Raw genomic sequence first — 15,790 nt, forward strand, 5'->3', positions numbered from 1 at the left:
ACCGGCTAAAAGCCGGTGTCAGGGGGGGGGGCACAAGAAAAAGACTAATCAGATTGTTTGCGTGGTTTGCGCCTTCAGAGCCTGTGGGACTGTCACATTGTACTGATACTCAATAAAATTACTCTGATGGCCTACATACTCTGTCCAGGGTTCATCAGGGAAAGGCTCTGAGTAGCTGTTGCTGCTCATCGCGCTCAGCGTATCGAAGAGACGTCGTGCAATATCCTGATGCGTATAGATCGACAGAACCGGGATGTCAGGCTGGCGGGTGTAAATGCGCAGCCAGCTTTCTTCCTGCTGACAGTTTGTCCAGTCAGCCGTTGTAAGAGCAATAATGTCAATCACGCCCTCCCTCAGCAGATGGATGTAAAGGATAGTGCCGTGGCGGGTATCAACACCGAGGTATTTTCCCTTAGCGGCATCCAGAATCTGATGCTGAGACTGTGGGGAGAAACGGTCTTGACGACTTAGCTGCGCTACCATTTTTTCTAAACGCTGGCGTCGGGTTCGAACGTTATAAAACCGAATACTTAGCGGAACAATGATGACCCCATACAACGCAAAGATAAGAACATAGTCGCTAGGTCGGAACTTGAATAGTAATGAACTACTTATGAACATAAGTATGGTCATCGCTGCCAAAATCAGCGCACAGGGCAGGATCACAAAGTAATAAAACGATTTAACCAGAGCCAGTGAGGCGTCTTGGCCTGTAACATTACGCTGGATAGTGTTCATGGCATGCTCCTGCCGCTGTTCAACTGTCTAAATTATACCCACACCTGTAAATAAAGCCAGGTATATCTGATCACCCTTTAATCCCGTCCTTACCATCACTACCGTTAGTCTTATCCCGAACCCCCGGCACTTTGCGTGCGCCTCCACCAGCTGAGGCAAACAATCCTTTAACGTCATCCACCATGCCGCCCATAATGCCAGCCATACCTGAACCACCCAGGAAAGAAATGACATAATCCGCAAGGGTTGCCTGTAACCCAAATACCCGGCTGACGCCAAACGTAGCACTGCGGGCATAGACCAGCAGCCATCCCCACATTTTTACAAGTCCGGTCAAGGAATCAGCGTTGGCATTTGCAATGGCAGGGCCAAACAGAAGGTTGAGTAACGTTCCCCCGGCCACCGCCGCTGCAGCCGCAAAAAAGAAACCAAGCACCATGATTGAGGGGCGAAGCATCATATCGATGAGAAAGATATACCCGTAAGCGCTGCGGCTACCTCTGTCTTCTTCTGCTCCAAGATGCGTTGCGGACCACATAGGGCCGGCAGCGCAGCCCACCAGGACACTGACAAGCCAGTTAAATACGCCGACCATCCAGTAAAGAAACGGTATGGCCGGGAGGAACACCGCCAGTGAGAATCCAATTGAAAAAAGCAGCAGAATAATAAACCAGAAAGGCGGCGATAATCCTATGATGACGTCTTTCGCTACGGCACCGGGATTCCAGGCCACCAGATTTCCAACAGTCCCCAACAGGGAATGATCTGCACTGGATGACACGGCTAGGGCTGCCGTATAGGCTGCCATTCCAGTTTCAGTTGTCCAAAGGGTATAATCGCCAATATCCTGCATTTTTATCAAGGGATTAACCTGGTTAGAGAAACTAGCCGCAGTACCAATTTTTGCAGTAGCAAACATATTGGTAATGTATTGCATAGGGCTACCAAAAATTCCTACAAAAACAGCGCCTGGGTCTGCCGTACTGGATGCTGCTGCATCATCTTTAGCGGTATGAGTGCCGAGAGGCGCAGTATAGTTGCTGTTCTGTTTTTGTGACCGGTAGGCCGATAAAATCTGACGATACAGATCACCTGTCCCGGTTTCCCCCTGCAGACTGCTGCCTGACGTCACTGGTATGGCGTTCGCTACAGCATTTGTTTTGCTGTTTGCCACCGCAAACGTGTGATACCAGGCTCCCAGTGATATCCATCCATTACTCTTCAGCTGACTTAACAACTGACTTTGCAGGGAGTCCTTGTAATTCAGCTGAGTGAGGGCGTTATTAACGGTCGTTTCATATGCAGCAGCTGCGTTTTGAATGGCCGTCTCGGCATCCGGGATTGTACCGGTATCTTTATCGCGCCGGCTGAGGTAGCTGCTAACCCAGTCGTTAGCGGCAACGTCGAGCGTTGACATCATGGTTTTCAGCGCCTGACGTTGCGCATCTATTATGCTATCCGTACCGACGGACATAGGATATTGGCCGTAATACATCGGTTTTGGCGCATCAGGTATGCGCGCGGTTCCGCAAATCGCACTTCCGTTGCCAATGGTGTAATTACCGTTGTCTCCGGTTTGCGCCATCTGGGCCGTTTGATTCTTCCCGAACTGGCTGAGTGTGGCCAGCTCACTGTTGGTGGCATACTTGCAGAGGTTCATTTCAAAAATGGCACGGGCGGCCGATCGCGTCGATGGTGCGGTAGGTTGCACCACAAGTGTCATCCCGCTGTCTATGAGCTCTGCAGCTTTGTCGACCATAACGTTTGCACTGCCAATACCCATGGTTGATGCAGACCACAGCATGATCAGCTGGGAAAGTGCCCAGCCTGAACCCGTCGGCACCAGCGTAATAAAGCCCGCAAAGCTCATTATGGGATACAGCGCAGTTCGTCCCGCACCGAATACTTTACCTTCCTGGCCACTCCTGTAGAGAGCTTTCAGCGTCACTACGGCAAAGTACACAAACGCAACGGTACACAATACGCCGTTTAGCAGAGCGAAAAGTGACCCGATAAGTGTAGGCTGACCGGGCTGGAAGGGGGAAATCACCACATTGCCGAAAATCATTACCAGCGCCTGACGCGACAGGTCAGTGGAGCGCTGTGCCGCATCGCTGATGGTCTGGTAATCCACATCCGCGGCAAACGCCTGGCAGGATGCCAGGCACAGCCAGGCCGCCGCCTGAATTTTAGTCAGTAGCTTCATAGTGAACCTGTGAGTCAGGCCGGCGGGTTACCGGCAGAATTTAGGGGGGCATGCAGAGCCACAGCGATGGTGGCATGGGGCTGAGAGGTGTTACTTCACGAATTTCCACACGTGCGCAGGCACGCGGTCGAACAGTTTATTGGCAGCAAACTCAGCTTTGCGGTGGTCATAAGCCTGAGTAATGGCCATTTCTTCTTTGTGATCGCCAGAATACATCAGTCGTTCATACACGGTTTCAAGTGTCTCCAGCTTTCTACAACGCCGGAATCTCATAAGCCAGTCGGTTTTTGTCATCGTAGTCTCAGAGGGTTAAAGTGCTCACAGGTAGAACTTGCTTAAACATAATCGCATCTTCCTGCTGATGGATAGATCAGGTCAGGTTATTTACTCAAACCTGACATATCAAAAGTTGTTCTGTTCTGTCAGGAAGAAAGATGACTTCTGAGGGTCTTAACAAATTCGGCCACGTCGTCTGGCTCAAACATCAGCGTGCTCCCCTTTCTCACTGGGACGGGTAATTTTACACCTTTTACCATCCGCCCGGTTATCACCGCCTGGTAGATTTCGAGTGGGGGTAACGTAGCCTGGGCTGCCAGATCATTAAGAGAAACAAGCGCCTGACCTGAACTGGGGGGAACTGTTCGAATTCGTGCCTTCCAGACATCGACAAAGGCCATTACGTCTGCATACTCATACATTTCAGCCGCGCCTCGAATCTGAGTGCTGGCTGGGAGGGGAATACCATCGAGCGTTCCCCCCGATCGCTGAGCGTTGCGAAGAACACTGGGCCTGATTTTCAGCAAATCAGCAAACACATCCAGACGGATTTTCATGGCTTCCCTCCAGGTAGTGCGGAAAAACATTTGATTCAATGGGTTAAACTGATTAGCAGATACATCAATAATGAAAAGCAAAGCGTGCCGACGACTTCTATAACTGTGAACGACCAGTAAACTGATTTGGAAATCACCCTCACCCTCTCGCAGGCTTCCTTCAGTGAAACCAGAGGCTCCAGAGTTTGAATGCTGGCATCGATCTGACGGTAATCAGCGGCGTCTACGCCCGACAGGCTTAATGAATGCCGTGCTTTCCGCAACTGTTCAAGTGCCTCAACACCATGTACAGCGAATTCAGTATCATTAATGCCTGCCTTTTTTATTGCATGCGCAATCGAGTGCCTGAAACCCTCGCGTTGTTCGCCAAGTGGCAGACTGTCGGCTTCAGCCAGCATGCGGGCACACAGTTCATGCCAGTATTGTAGTGAGTTATTTTTTGTCATATCAGCCTTCCAGTGTTACATAAGGTTAATAACTGACCTGCATTCCCCTTACCAGGCTTTACCAGAAGCAAACTCAGTTTTTCAGTTTTGGCAATGATTTGAGCTCCACACTCAGCACCTGCCTACACCATCGTGTTTCGCTCAGAAAGTCACTGAACCCACCCTTCTCTGACGCCGAGACCCGCTTTTCTTCCAGCTGCCAAAGACGGAAACTCAGGTCGAGTGTCTGCACAAACCCTACCAGGCTCAGTGCCAACATGATCATCAGGACACTGACAATGTGCAGCCAGCCATTCAGGCTGAGGGCACGAATGGCCAGCAGGCTCATCAGCAGAAAACCGCCTACCGGCAACCCCGTCAGCCACATAAGCCCCCACCACATGCGCCGGTTAACCCGCAAATTTCGACGCAGACGTTCGACGGGCAGACCACTGTCTGCCACTGCCTGTTCCCAACTGTCAGGTCGATAATCGCCAGGCTGACGACCCGCAGAGACATCCCGTAACCGCTGCCAGAGTTGCCGTATATTTCGCGACGTATAGCGAACCATACCTGACACTTCCCAAGCAGGAAGAACGATGTTTAAGGCGATCCATCCGGCTCGCTTAGCCACTGAAGAAGGGGATTTCTTGACGCCTGTACTTTTTGGCAGCCCGGCTGTAGTCATGGCATTTCCTCTACTGCGGCAGGTATAAAAGCGGTAAACGGGGCAAAGCGCAGCGCACTCAAACTCATCAGCGCCCCGGACAGAAACGCATAAACCGCCATCAACTCCGGTTTTTCCGGCGTCATCACGTCCGGGGTCAGGAACACTATCTGGCAGGGTCTTGTACGCAGGGTGCTGAGGCGAAAACCCCGGCCGTGCTCAAACGTCTCGGCCACATGCGGATGGTGGTACACGGCCATCATATCGCGGATGGCATGTGCAGACTGGTCTGCTCCGGGTTTTGAAAGCAGGGCAGTTGCAGCCTGCAGAGCGGGGTTCCAGCTGTCACGTTTTGTTTCCCTCGATATAAACCCCCATACATCGTCAGCCCAGATACGGGCAGCCAGCGACGGCAGATCTGCACATAACTTGCTGTTTCCCGCAAATCCCAGCAGCGTCTCCATGAGACTGCGCGTCAGTGAATTCGCCGGCAGATCCGGAAAGAGTGCGCCGGCAACCGCGCTGACACCCTCTTCTGCACGGACCCCTTCAAGCTCTCGCAGTACATCCCAGCTGTCGCCCTCCTGCGTCACCCCGGGGGCCAGCCGCCAGGCCAGCCAGGGGCGCCACCGGGGTTCATCCCAGAATTGATTCCAAAGCTCGCCACCGGGATCCGGAACAAGAAGAGGACCGCGCCCTGCATCAAGGGCTTCCGCCAGCGTCAGCCCCTCCTCTGAAATCACGCTGTTTAATTTCATTCTTATTCTCCGTTTCAGTGCTGTGTGCTGACGCCATCACTCATCTGTGCCGACAATGCCCGGAACTGCGGTGCGTAACTTTCCTTTGCCGCAATGGCCAGCTGCTCACCGGCGATAATGCTGGCCTGACGCAGCTCATTTTTAACGCCTAGCGTCAGCCAGTTACCGAGGCTCTGCTGCCGGGCTATCTCGCGCAGCAGGTTGTCACCGCTCATTGCCTGCAAATCCGTGAGCCAGGCGGTGTTGGCATAACGCCGCCCGACTTCGAATGCCTCAAACTCGCGCTCGCTCATCGCACCGGTCTGCCTTGCCTGCTTTGAAGCCGTCTGCTGGTAGTAACTTTCCGCTGACGGAGCCTGTCTTGCTTCTGTGATGGCGTCCCTTGTGGCATCTGACGGCTGACTGGCAGCCACCATGTCCAGCTGCGGTTGCATCGCCGCACTCTGAATGGCTTTGTACTGCGTCATCAGTCCCTGATACTCATTGCCGGTCGCCGTCTGAATTTCGCCTTTTCCTGGTGAACGGCCTGCATCGTGGCGGGCTGAATTACTCATATATGCCATTGCTGCATCGGTTTGCTGCTGAGAAAACGTCAGCTCCGGAACCTTGCCAGGCGGCCCCGCACCGTCAATCAGTGAGCGGATCTCCGTGTCGCCACCGGGTAGCTGAGAAACGCCCGGGCAGAGACTGGTACCGCCGTATTGCTGTGCCTCTTCTGCCGTACAGTAGTCCGCGTGTATGGCTGCACTGCGGTACCCCCCCGTTCGTGTGTCAACTGGCAGGCTTTTCAGCGTCCTCTGCACGTCGTCACTGGACACACCACTGCCACCCGACAGCAGGGAGGCGGCTGCGCGTGTCGCCTGACTGACCTGACTGGCTGTTCCTGACGCCGACTCACTGCAGATACTGTCAGGCACACTGTATTCATCACGTGCTTTTTGAAGGCGGTCGGCCTGTCGGTTAAAGTTCTCCGCTTCGCGCTGGGTGCGGGCCACTTCGGTGATGGCTGAAGCTGCTTTGTCGCTTGCCTGAACCACGGCCGTACCGGTTTCAGTTTCTGCTGAGAGGATTTCAGCGAGCGTGGCCTGCATTTGACCGAGTTGTCTTGAGATAGCTTGCGCAGGTATGCTGGTCATCACCTCAACGGGATAAGCCAGGACATCAGGTGAAAGCGCTGCCAGCACGCAGACAGCGAGCAACCGCCTCCTGGACAGTATGTATGATTTTCTTTTCACGTAAGTTTCCTTGAGAGCCGGACGGCTCAGAGGTCGTAACCCTGTTTTGCGATGAGCTCATCAGCCAGGGCTGCGATAACGTTATCGCTACTGGTTGCACTGGCAGTTCGCTGTTTAAAAGCAATCAGCTTTGCAGCACTCCCGCCCGGAAAATTTTTGGCAAGGATTCTGCGAGCAGTGTCATCACCCACTGTTTCATACAGCTGTCGCCGGAGGGCCATGTCTTCAGGTGTGGTACTTAACGCCCAGAGCTGCTGTGGACCAACTGCGTTTTTCATGATGTGTGCAATGGTGCCCGTACCTTTTGTTCTGAAAATGCCGAGAAACGGCACACCGCTGTCGTCTGCTGAGGGGCCGAATCCCATACGTGTAAAGTTAAGCAGGGTCACCTCGGGAACATGAAACCGCTCACGAAGGACCTTATGGTCAGCGGGATCTACCGCCACCATAAATACGGAGTTAGCAGACTGGCCGATGGCTTCAGGGAAATCACGCAGATACTGCGAAGAGAGCACGGTACGGGTCCCGTGTTTACGCTGCTCGCGGTCGTCTGTTTCGAGCATAGGAAAGATAAACGGGGCATCTTTTACGTTATGCAACTCGTCGTAGGTTTTCGTTTTCACCTCCTCGTCCAGCTGCCTGACGCGTGATTTGTGCATCTCATGCCAGCGTGAATGCAGTCCGCTGAACAGCTCTTTCTGATACTGAGGCAGAACAAAATCGCCTCCGGCAATATGACCGGCAAACAGGAACATGATGCCTGTCTGCAGATTGCCTTTCCTGGTCTTGTCGCCAGCCACATGCTGCAGGTCTACCGTAATAACGCGTGCGGAAGGACTGATCATAAATCGGGTGCGACCGGCAAACATTTTGTACTGACTGCATGCACTGGTCATGCAACGTGAAATGTATTTAAGCAGAGGTTCAGATCCCTCCTCCCGCACGATCGTGCCAAATGCATCCTGAAAATCCTTACTCTCCACCAGCGGTGCCATAGCAGCCAGCTCTGGCATCGCCTGATAGTGCGCGCGCTGCGCCTCAGCTGTTTTCCCTGCATCCTGTAGCAATCCGCTGAGCTCATACCATTTGCAGTCTTCGCGATATTCAGGATGACGTTCCCAGATACCTGTTTCAGCCACCGCCGCATCTATCTCAGGTACGACATGCTCCTCGTAGCGGCGGGGTTTTTCCCGAGCCTGAGTGAACGCCGCCTCGACGAGTCTGTCCAGAATGTCACCGGTTTCTTTTTCGTTCGGCGGCCTTCCGGTCGACGGATCAGCACACAGGGCCGTCAGCATGTCCACAATAAAACGGGACTCATACGGCAGTGGCGTCTGCCTGCCCAACTGGATATCAAAAAGGTTCCGGCAGTATTCCGGAGAGTTTTTTAAAACGATACTCAGCACCTCATCCCTGCGCTCCGGGGGCAATGCTGCCCGTAACAGGTTTGTCGTACCTACTCCAGTAAACCCTTTATCGATGTAAGACACCCAGGGTAAGCGGAGGTTGGCACTGGTTGCCATGATCGAGGTCAGGATGTTCAGCAAGACTGATTTCCCTCCGCCTGAGTCGCCGGCAATAATGGTCGTCAGTTTAGGCTGCTTGGGTGTGGCCAGACCGATGGGCATAATTTTGCCTCCGGGCGTCGGAAACAGCGCGTTCCCGTCGTCTTCCCATGCAGAGGCCGGGCGGGAAAGCGGCAGCATATTAAGCGCCTCACTGAGTGGTGGATAAAGGAGGCAAGGTCCGCTTGATGAACTGGACGCGGTGAGCGAAGCCATCCAGGCCTTTACCGGATCACCAAAAGTCTGGGTTACGCCGCAATTGCCCCAGGAGTCAAATGCCGAGCTCAGCAGGGTGAGGTTACGCGTGACCTCCTCCTTCGTCTTGCCCCAGGTGGAAACCGTAATGGTCATGACGCATACCGGATCATGTTTATCAACCTTTGCCAGACGGGTTATGGACTCATATATCGGTTCAAGGCCTGGAACCTGAGAGGCAAAGTTCAGCGCAAAGCGCTTTACACCCAGACGCTTCATTCCGCCAGGCATCAGGTCTGTACGCATCCGCCACGGTACACCTCGCGGAACGAGTGCTTTTAATTTTGCAAAACTCTGTGGATTCTGTGGTCCAAGACTGATGGCCAGCGTGCCGTGCCAGAGGCCGTGGATTTGAAGGAGGTTGCCGGCAATCTTTTGTACACGAGTGTCCATCACCTGAAAGTTAAGGAAGGGTGCCAGAAAAGCGGTGTCGTCTCCAGGCTGCCGTACCCCCCAGGGTATAATGGGGTCTTCAGGCAGAAGCGGCTGCCATTGGTCGCCAGTGCCCTTCGGATTGTTCTGCCTACGCAGTACACGTCCCACTTCATGCGCATCCATCCGACGCATCATGACGCCGTTACCGCTGTCACCCAGTGCACGCTCCACCAGCGACAAAAAAGCATCGTGGCGGATTTTAAGCCCCACCAGAGCCGAAAGAAGGGGGTTCTGACCGAACAGGGCTGGCTGACACTGCGAGAGCAACGCCTTGATACGCCGGTTTTCGTCCCGCAGTTCGTTCCCTGCCAACACGACACGACCGCTGTAACAGACAAGCCAGGTGCGCTCACGAGTTACCCAGGGCGCTTTTTTTTCCACTTCCTCGTCCAGCAGGTATTTCAGGTTCAGCCCGGTACGGCGAATCGACAGATACTGTGGCGCCAGCAGACGCTTTAACTCATCAGCACCACCTTCAGGATCACACTCATAAACCGTACTGATTTTGTGCCCGATATGTTTGAAGTGCGCTGACAGTGATTCTGTCATCCGTGACACCCGCCCCTGCCAGGAATCCTTATCTGTGGTGGGTGCATTTTCATCCGGTTCACGAAAACTGCCGGCAATTTCATAAACGGTCAGATAATCGCCGTTTTTGGTCACAAGAATATAGGGGGCTGCCAGATCCGGATTACGTGTCCGGTCCTCTTGAGTCAGCTGATAAATCGTCTGAAGGTCACAGTAATCCGGCAGGTCTCGGGAGACGGCAAAACGCGCGAAGGCGGTGACGATTTCTTCAGTCCAGCGGATCAGGAGATTTTGCATACAGAGTACTCCGTGAATAGGTTTGCCATGCAGGTGTATGAAGTGCTGTTTCCACACTCCGCCCGACAGGTAGTAAAAGGGTTAAATCTTCTGCGAACACATCGGGTGGCAGAATGAGTACACATCCCTCCAGGCGCTGCTGAAGCTCACGACGTTTGGCCGGTGTAAGCGCGCGCATGGCCCCGGCAAACTCAGATGCCCGGGACGTCGCCCACATGCCTTCGACCTCTCGCGCATGACGGGTAAGCCAGTTCCAGACCCGCTTTCCCTCCTTTCTGTGCACACGATTTTGACTGTGAAGGGCAATCAGTGCATACCGTTGGAGGTTTTGCATATCTGCCCGGGCCGCATCCGGAAGCCATGCAAGAAGGCCATGCGCTGCGGTCTGGCTATCGAGGTTTTGTGTCAGCCAGCACAACGTGCAGATTTGGACATGCTCAATACGCCCCTGCCAGAGGCGCTGGGCACGGGTCCCGCAGTAGTGACAGTTCTGCCCTGACTCCGCTTTTTTGGGTCTGACAGGACCGTCGCCATCACTGATATCTGGAATAAGCGGCAGCAAAGCTGAAGGGCCACCGTCTGATAGCGAAGGCGTCATCATGAAATATCCTTGAAGTAGATAAACCGGCTAACAAATGGAGGCGGGAATACAGACATCCTTAATCACGCTGAGAGGGAAACAACAGGGATGCAGGATTAACAATGCGGTTTGTCAGCTGTTGTTCGGCGAAGCGCACTCAGTAACACATCACACTCAGCCTGTTTATTGGCCCTGAAAGGTTTTGCATCGGTGATGACCCAGCTTATATTGCCTGGCCAGCCATGAACCTTCCTGACGCGACCATTAATGACGTGCAGCAGGCCCCAGCCTTCCGGCAAGTCGGCAATGTTTATCACACCGGGTTCACAGATATAGAAGCGCCAGTCACCCATCCCCTTTTCAGGTTCAAGGCGAAACGGCTTTTTACGGTCGGCCAGCAGATCAGACCGTGAACACTTGGCCTCTAGCAGACAGGAAGCCCCGTTACGAAATCCTATGACGTCGGGCTGCTCTCCCCACGATGTGACAGCGCGAAACGGTTCCTGAAACGCAGTTTTAAACCCATTAGTTCTAAGAAAACGCCAGCCATAATTGCAGAGTTCACGGTGCGTCAGCAGCGTCATGCCGGGTGATCTCCGTCTCCTGTACGAAGATGCAGAGCCTGCCATAAGGGTTCATATTCAGGCCAGGTGCTCTCCACCACCAGGCACTTCAGTTCAGGGCGGTTCCGGACCGAACGAATTTTTCTGAGCCGCAGTAGCAACCCGGTAAGCATCACGATGTCATCAGGACTCAGTCCGCCTGCCAGCTCCAGGCGTTTCAGGTCGGCATGTTTGATGACGGTATAACGCTCTTCCCGACGAAATACACTATTCTCCTGTGATGACTGACCGGATGACAGTAACGCCTCAAGTGCCGCTGCCACCTGTTCTGATGTATAGAGCGGCACCACTTCATAAGGTTTTTCACCCTCTTCCTGTTCTTTATTGAGAGTGTAAGAAAGAAGTTTCTCCAGCGAAGTACTTTCCGTATCTACGCAGGATTCGTCCATATAGGCATCCCCTTCCGGGGAGCGAATACCGAACATAAACGGCTTTGTACCCAGCATTACGTTATGCATGATTTACCTCTCAAAACTGTCATTGGATGGCCTTAGTGCAGTATCACAGGGCGGACGTTATAGGGTCTGCAATCAGCCTCTCCGCCAATGTGCGCGCTGCACTGGCCACCCTTGCCCTGATTCGTACAGGAACCCCGAGCTGACGATCAGCCAAAATCACTGGTGGGTGTGAATCCGGCCTGAGCCTGCGTGGCTTTGATGATCGCCCCTACTGAAAAAAGTGCCGCGCCCACGACGATCATCAAATAGCCATGCCAGGGTCTGAAGCTCGGATTGTTTTTCAAGGCCTTGAAAGAACAGAGGCCTCCCACCACCGCAATAACACCTAGAAACATTGCGATACTTTTGACACTTTTCATGGACGCGTCAGCCCCCTGACCAAGGTTATTCATTATGTCCGCCAGGGTGAGTGCATTTGCACAAGGCGACAGCAAAACCAGTAGCGCGCTCAGACTGCGCAGACAGTAGCTGCGTGCTTTATCTGACAGGATAAAGGCGCGCAAAAATGCCGCCGTGTATAAACGGTTAATCATGATTGTTTTCCTTGAGTTTTTTAAAATGCCGTTGCAGGCGGAGAATGTCCGTGAACCGGACGGGTATGACGGAAAGGGGTCAGTGAAAACCCAGTTGATTCATTAATGCATCTATCAGATAGGGACTGCAGACACAGCAGACACCGATAACGAACTTGACCGTCCCGCTGCTGACATCATTTCCGGCTGATAAACCGGTATGCCCTTCTTTACGGGAGCGGCGCCAGAGCAGAACCCCCTGCAGCGCCAGGTAAACGCCGGCCATTCTGAAAAGGGAAAGCAGCGCATTGGCCGCTACTGCCCCCTGACCGAATCGCCCGACATCGACATAACTGATTGCCCCGAACGACGCATCCCAGCCGGCCTGCCGGGCTGCGGCCCCAATAAGCTGATCCAGTCCCACTAGGCAGCCACAAAGTATAAGCCACGCAACGGTGGTCCCTCCGCTGGCCACCTGCCCTGGCACCCTCTGGGCCAGCCAGGATTGCCTGGCCAGAAACCCCACCGCGCCCAGTAAACCGAATAGCATCGCAAGCTTAAACGCCAGGCTGGTTCCTGCGTCCTGCAGACCTGAAGCCAGGTTGGACAGCATGGTAATGGCATCGGGAAATCCTCCCATAACGTCCTCCTCAGCGCAGCGGACCCGCGCTTGTCATGACCTGGCTTTCCGCGGCGTTAATGTCCTGAATCACCACCGGTCCGAGATGCATACCTTCCTGAACGGCCCAGGTTTTTCCCTGCCAGGCAATCCAGGCCATGTCCCCCTGAATGCTTTCGAGGTGCATGCCACTGACAGCGGAAGGCCGTGACCGGTGATAACCATAACTGTGTTCTTCGGAGTTAAGGCGTGCGACGGGGCGGGACTCCAGCACCGTCAGCCTGTTCGCCATCGCGCCGTATTCCGATGAAAGCAGAGTCACCTGCTTCTGCAGCGCGGCCAGCGCCGCTGTCTGCGCCCGCACGGTATCGGAAAGGCGAGAGATCGCCTCCCGGTTTGCACCGCTGAACGATTTACCCTCATTAATCAGGTTCATCACGTCATCCGGAACGGCGGTAACCGGCGCGGGTTCAGTTTTTACCGGCTGAACCGGCCTGACGGCCGAAGCACCGGCGACGGGCTGAAAAGAAGATGAGCCCGATCCGCCAAAAGCCAGCTGGCTCACATTTGTATCGGTACTGTCGGGTTTAAATGCATACCACCCCCCAAGCAAAATTATCAGGGTATAGACAGCCAACATCAGCAATGACTGGCCCAGAAACCGTGGCCGCATCAGCCAGTTTTTTTGCACCGACGACGCGGACGCAATGGGCTGCTGTGATTCCGGCTCCTCAGGCAGCGACTGAAATTCATTCACGGGATGCTCCTCTTTGCTCGGCAGCGCGAATGCGTGCCGCAGTGTCCGCCCTCAGTTCAGCTGCGGTAGGTGACGGTGTGGACGACTGACTGAATGTCTGTGCTGCAACGTTCTGACTGGACCCGTCCTTTGAAGACTGAACATCGGTGCTGTATACAGGGCTCATAAACTGAATGGCCACGGTCTGCCCAGCGGTGACGCTCACGGTGCGGTCTGGTTCACGGGAATTGTCGCTATTCAGCACCTGCGCAGCCTGTGTGGCCATACCACCGGCAATCACCCCCGTCAGTGCAGAGCCGCTCGGCAGTCCCGGACGGGCTGTAACGGTACTGAGCCCGTTGCTGAGAACCTGCGTATTTGCCTGGGAATAAAGCCCACCGGCGGCCCCCACACCACCGAAGATTGCCGGCAGTACAATGCGCCTGAAGTAGTGGTGATTGACACTGCTCGCGATGTTCGCGACCAGACTGTCGTCCTGCAGGGCATAGGCATCAACCTTGTAGTCAAGGCCTTTGAAATTCATGGTGGTGAAGTGAATGACAACACCATCACCCGCAAGCTTCGCCCCGTCAGGCGCTTTAAGCACCGCACCGGCATAAGGGCCAGTTACAAAACGGCCAAGCACCGGTGTGGTGCTGTTGTCGGAATCAACACCGGTATAAATTTCACCGGGCCCACGCCAGTAAGGTGCCACAACCTGAACGGGCGGGCGGCTGTCAGCCTGCGCCTGACGAATGCGCATGGCAGCCTGCCGGACCGCACTGCCGGGCAACGAGTCGGCCCAGCTGCTCCAGCTCCCCTGTTTTCCGCCAATTTCCTGAGCCTCTGGCAGGTCAGCGACAGTCTCGGGCGGCTGCATCCGGGTAAGCAGTGCTGTCAGTGCCTTTTGCCGTGCGTCATTAATCAGTCGCACCTGCTCTTCTGTCCTGGCGGGCGCCGTCTGATTTGAAGCAGCCCTTGCCGAAACGGGTCTGGCATTGTCGGATACGGCGGTTTCTGACTTTGTAACGATCACATCCTGCTCAAGCGGGATACTGGCAATGAAGCTTTTGTTCTGTGCCGCCGCCGCAGCAGCACCCTGTGCATTATTCTCACGAAGCAGTTCACGGTAGTGCTGTGACTCAGTGGTATTCTGCCTGGCGCCACCGCTGTTGCCGACCTGGTTCAGATCCACTCTTGAAGGCGCCGGCGGCGTTGTGGTTGCCCAGCTGATAAGCAGGTATCCCCCTCCCAGAACGGCTACGACGAGCGCCCCCACAATATAGAGCGTTCGCTTGACCTGGCCGCCGCCATCGCTGTCGATATTCTGTTCTTCACTCATGATTACTCCAGAGCAATGCTGAGGGTTTCAGTTCGCCCACCCACTGAAAACGCCACGCGAGGGGTAACAGGTAACTTCCACAGATGCGTGCCATCCGCAGAGGACAGGGTCGAATCAAACTCGTCACGCATTGAGGCGCGGGAGCGGATATACAAGTCGTCTCCCTGTTGCCATACCTCTGTATCCGGGACGTCACCGGTTGTTTTCAGCCTGTGTGCGCCTTCGGGCGGTACGCCATCCAGAAAAGCCTGAAGCACGCTGTCATGCAGCCCAATTCGCGAGGGCGGAGGGGCATCAGGCGCTGCGCCGGGACCTCTGCGGGGGATACGCAGATCAATGCGGGTATCAACCACCCATGTCTTTTTAGCCGTGTCGGTTTCTCCGCTGGTGACGCTCAGCTGAACCGGCACGCTGAGTCCGTCAAGCACCACGGTGACGCTGGTACTGACAAAATCGCGCTTAGCCACCAGCATCATGATTGAGGTGCCCGGTACCCATTTCACGACAATATCCGGCGAGCCACTCTGCGGCGCGCCCATGATTTTCCATGGCGCGCCCGTGCTGTCGATGAAACTCACCGTGGCGGGCCAGTTAACGGCATTTCGCACCAGCGGCAGGCTCGCTCCCGGCTCGAGGCTGACGGTCAGCGCACTGATGCGCGGCACCGCCGTGATGCCTTTTGTCGCCATGGCCTGCTCCTGCTCAGACTGCATCATTCTGAGTTGCCGGATTTCATCAGCCGACAGCGGAGCGGTGGCCGCCTGGGCCTGCTCATAACTCATGGAAACCGGAGGAGGAAGAGCCTGCCCGGGCTGGGGGCCTGACTGAGCCGACGTGGATGTGTTTTGCGCCGTCGTTGCGGGTGTGCCGGTCTGACCGCCGGCCGGCGGGGCCGTCTGCCAGTCTGTGGTTGGCGCAGCCGCAGCACTGCCGCTGAGGGCGCACCACAGCAGCAGCGTACGTGCTTGTTTCATGGAT

The 15,790-nt window shown here is 54.9% G+C and carries 17 protein-coding genes; all 17 read right to left on the reverse strand.

The features are described 5' to 3' along the window. Positions 1-48: 48 nt before the first annotated feature. A complete protein-coding gene (excA, locus tag QNH99_RS22835) occupies positions 49-738 on the reverse strand; it encodes a plasmid IncI1-type surface exclusion protein ExcA (RefSeq protein WP_410517862.1) in 690 nt (229 codons plus the stop codon). A 70-nt stretch (positions 739-808) separates the two neighbouring features. After that, positions 809-2,872: a DotA/TraY family protein gene (locus QNH99_RS22840; protein ID WP_249278229.1), complete on the reverse strand. Its 2,064-nt coding sequence runs from the start codon at positions 2,870-2,872 to the stop codon at positions 809-811. Between the two features lie 162 nt (positions 2,873-3,034). Next, the gene (locus tag QNH99_RS22845; protein WP_088900924.1) at positions 3,035-3,238 is read right to left on the reverse strand and encodes an Hha/YmoA family nucleoid-associated regulatory protein; all 204 of its coding nucleotides are present in this window, start codon (positions 3,236-3,238) and stop codon (positions 3,035-3,037) included. Positions 3,239-3,366: 128 nt separating this feature from the next. Then, on the reverse strand, positions 3,367-3,777 hold the full coding sequence (locus QNH99_RS22850) for a hypothetical protein (protein WP_410517863.1): 411 nt from the start codon (positions 3,775-3,777) through the stop codon (positions 3,367-3,369). 35 nt (positions 3,778-3,812) lie between these two features. Then, a complete protein-coding gene (locus QNH99_RS22855) occupies positions 3,813-4,223 on the reverse strand; it encodes a hypothetical protein (RefSeq protein ID WP_088900926.1) in 411 nt (136 codons plus the stop codon). A 73-nt stretch (positions 4,224-4,296) separates the two neighbouring features. Further along, the gene (gene traX / locus QNH99_RS22860; protein ID WP_410517864.1) at positions 4,297-4,890 is read right to left on the reverse strand and encodes a conjugal transfer protein TraX; all 594 of its coding nucleotides are present in this window, start codon (positions 4,888-4,890) and stop codon (positions 4,297-4,299) included. Beyond that, on the reverse strand, positions 4,887-5,627 hold the full coding sequence (locus QNH99_RS22865) for a prepilin peptidase-dependent protein (protein ID WP_088900928.1): 741 nt from the start codon (positions 5,625-5,627) through the stop codon (positions 4,887-4,889). The genes traX and QNH99_RS22865 overlap by 4 nt, the downstream gene beginning before the upstream one ends. Before the next feature lie 14 nt (positions 5,628-5,641). Beyond that, positions 5,642-6,826 (reverse strand): conjugal transfer protein TraW, encoded by a 1,185-nt coding sequence (gene traW / locus QNH99_RS22870; protein ID WP_410517865.1) that lies wholly within the window; start codon positions 6,824-6,826, stop codon positions 5,642-5,644. A gap of 62 nt (positions 6,827-6,888) precedes the next feature. Continuing rightward, positions 6,889-9,942, reverse strand: a complete 3,054-nt coding sequence (locus QNH99_RS22875) for a conjugal transfer protein (RefSeq protein WP_088900929.1) — start codon at positions 9,940-9,942, stop codon at positions 6,889-6,891. Beyond that, positions 9,914-10,543: a conjugal transfer protein gene (locus tag QNH99_RS22880; RefSeq protein WP_249278231.1), complete on the reverse strand. Its 630-nt coding sequence runs from the start codon at positions 10,541-10,543 to the stop codon at positions 9,914-9,916. Before QNH99_RS22880 ends, QNH99_RS22875 begins: the two co-directional genes overlap by 29 nt. Before the next feature lie 95 nt (positions 10,544-10,638). Next, entirely contained in the window at positions 10,639-11,106 is a 468-nt protein-coding gene (locus tag QNH99_RS22885; RefSeq protein WP_109717994.1) for a hypothetical protein, read from the reverse strand. Continuing rightward, a complete protein-coding gene (locus QNH99_RS22890; RefSeq protein ID WP_088900931.1) occupies positions 11,103-11,603 on the reverse strand; it encodes a hypothetical protein in 501 nt (166 codons plus the stop codon). Before QNH99_RS22890 ends, QNH99_RS22885 begins: the two co-directional genes overlap by 4 nt. Before the next feature lie 146 nt (positions 11,604-11,749). Beyond that, entirely contained in the window at positions 11,750-12,136 is a 387-nt protein-coding gene (locus tag QNH99_RS22895; RefSeq protein WP_088900932.1) for a DUF6750 family protein, read from the reverse strand. 79 nt (positions 12,137-12,215) lie between these two features. Further along, entirely contained in the window at positions 12,216-12,755 is a 540-nt protein-coding gene (gene traQ / locus QNH99_RS22900) for a conjugal transfer protein TraQ (RefSeq protein ID WP_088900933.1), read from the reverse strand. Positions 12,756-12,765: 10 nt separating this feature from the next. Next, positions 12,766-13,491 (reverse strand): conjugal transfer protein TraP, encoded by a 726-nt coding sequence (gene traP / locus QNH99_RS22905; protein ID WP_088900934.1) that lies wholly within the window; start codon positions 13,489-13,491, stop codon positions 12,766-12,768. Continuing rightward, the gene (gene traO / locus QNH99_RS22910; protein WP_410517866.1) at positions 13,484-14,812 is read right to left on the reverse strand and encodes a conjugal transfer protein TraO; all 1,329 of its coding nucleotides are present in this window, start codon (positions 14,810-14,812) and stop codon (positions 13,484-13,486) included. The genes traP and traO overlap by 8 nt, the downstream gene beginning before the upstream one ends. Positions 14,813-14,814: 2 nt before the next feature. Then, positions 14,815-15,786 carry a DotH/IcmK family type IV secretion protein gene (locus QNH99_RS22915; protein WP_088900936.1) on the reverse strand — a complete coding sequence of 324 codons (972 nt, stop codon included), beginning with the start codon at positions 15,784-15,786 and terminating at the stop codon, positions 14,815-14,817. Between the last annotated feature and the right edge of the window lie 4 nt (positions 15,787-15,790).

The sequence above is a fragment of the Pantoea allii genome (genome assembly GCF_046529425.1).
GTDB classification, from domain to species: Bacteria; Pseudomonadota; Gammaproteobacteria; order Enterobacterales; family Enterobacteriaceae; genus Pantoea; species Pantoea allii.

Excerpts from the sequence above, each read along its gene's own strand:
- excA (WP_410517862.1), bottom strand. The coding sequence starts at position 738 with ATGAACACTATCCAGCGTAATGTTACAGGCCAAGACGCCTCACTGGCT.
- QNH99_RS22845 (WP_088900924.1), bottom strand. The coding sequence starts at position 3,238 with ATGACAAAAACCGACTGGCTTATGAGATTCCGGCGTTGTAGAAAGCTG.
- QNH99_RS22850 (WP_410517863.1), bottom strand. The coding sequence starts at position 3,777 with ATGAAAATCCGTCTGGATGTGTTTGCTGATTTGCTGAAAATCAGGCCC.
- QNH99_RS22855 (WP_088900926.1), bottom strand. The coding sequence starts at position 4,223 with ATGACAAAAAATAACTCACTACAATACTGGCATGAACTGTGTGCCCGC.
- traX (WP_410517864.1), bottom strand. The coding sequence starts at position 4,890 with ATGACTACAGCCGGGCTGCCAAAAAGTACAGGCGTCAAGAAATCCCCT.
- QNH99_RS22865 (WP_088900928.1), bottom strand. The coding sequence starts at position 5,627 with ATGAAATTAAACAGCGTGATTTCAGAGGAGGGGCTGACGCTGGCGGAA.
- QNH99_RS22875 (WP_088900929.1), bottom strand. The coding sequence starts at position 9,942 with ATGCAAAATCTCCTGATCCGCTGGACTGAAGAAATCGTCACCGCCTTC.
- QNH99_RS22880 (WP_249278231.1), bottom strand. The coding sequence starts at position 10,543 with ATGATGACGCCTTCGCTATCAGACGGTGGCCCTTCAGCTTTGCTGCCG.
- QNH99_RS22885 (WP_109717994.1), bottom strand. The coding sequence starts at position 11,106 with ATGACGCTGCTGACGCACCGTGAACTCTGCAATTATGGCTGGCGTTTT.
- QNH99_RS22890 (WP_088900931.1), bottom strand. The coding sequence starts at position 11,603 with ATGCATAACGTAATGCTGGGTACAAAGCCGTTTATGTTCGGTATTCGC.
- QNH99_RS22895 (WP_088900932.1), bottom strand. The coding sequence starts at position 12,136 with ATGATTAACCGTTTATACACGGCGGCATTTTTGCGCGCCTTTATCCTG.
- traQ (WP_088900933.1), bottom strand. The coding sequence starts at position 12,755 with ATGGGAGGATTTCCCGATGCCATTACCATGCTGTCCAACCTGGCTTCA.
- traO (WP_410517866.1), bottom strand. The coding sequence starts at position 14,812 with ATGAGTGAAGAACAGAATATCGACAGCGATGGCGGCGGCCAGGTCAAG.
- QNH99_RS22915 (WP_088900936.1), bottom strand. The coding sequence starts at position 15,786 with ATGAAACAAGCACGTACGCTGCTGCTGTGGTGCGCCCTCAGCGGCAGT.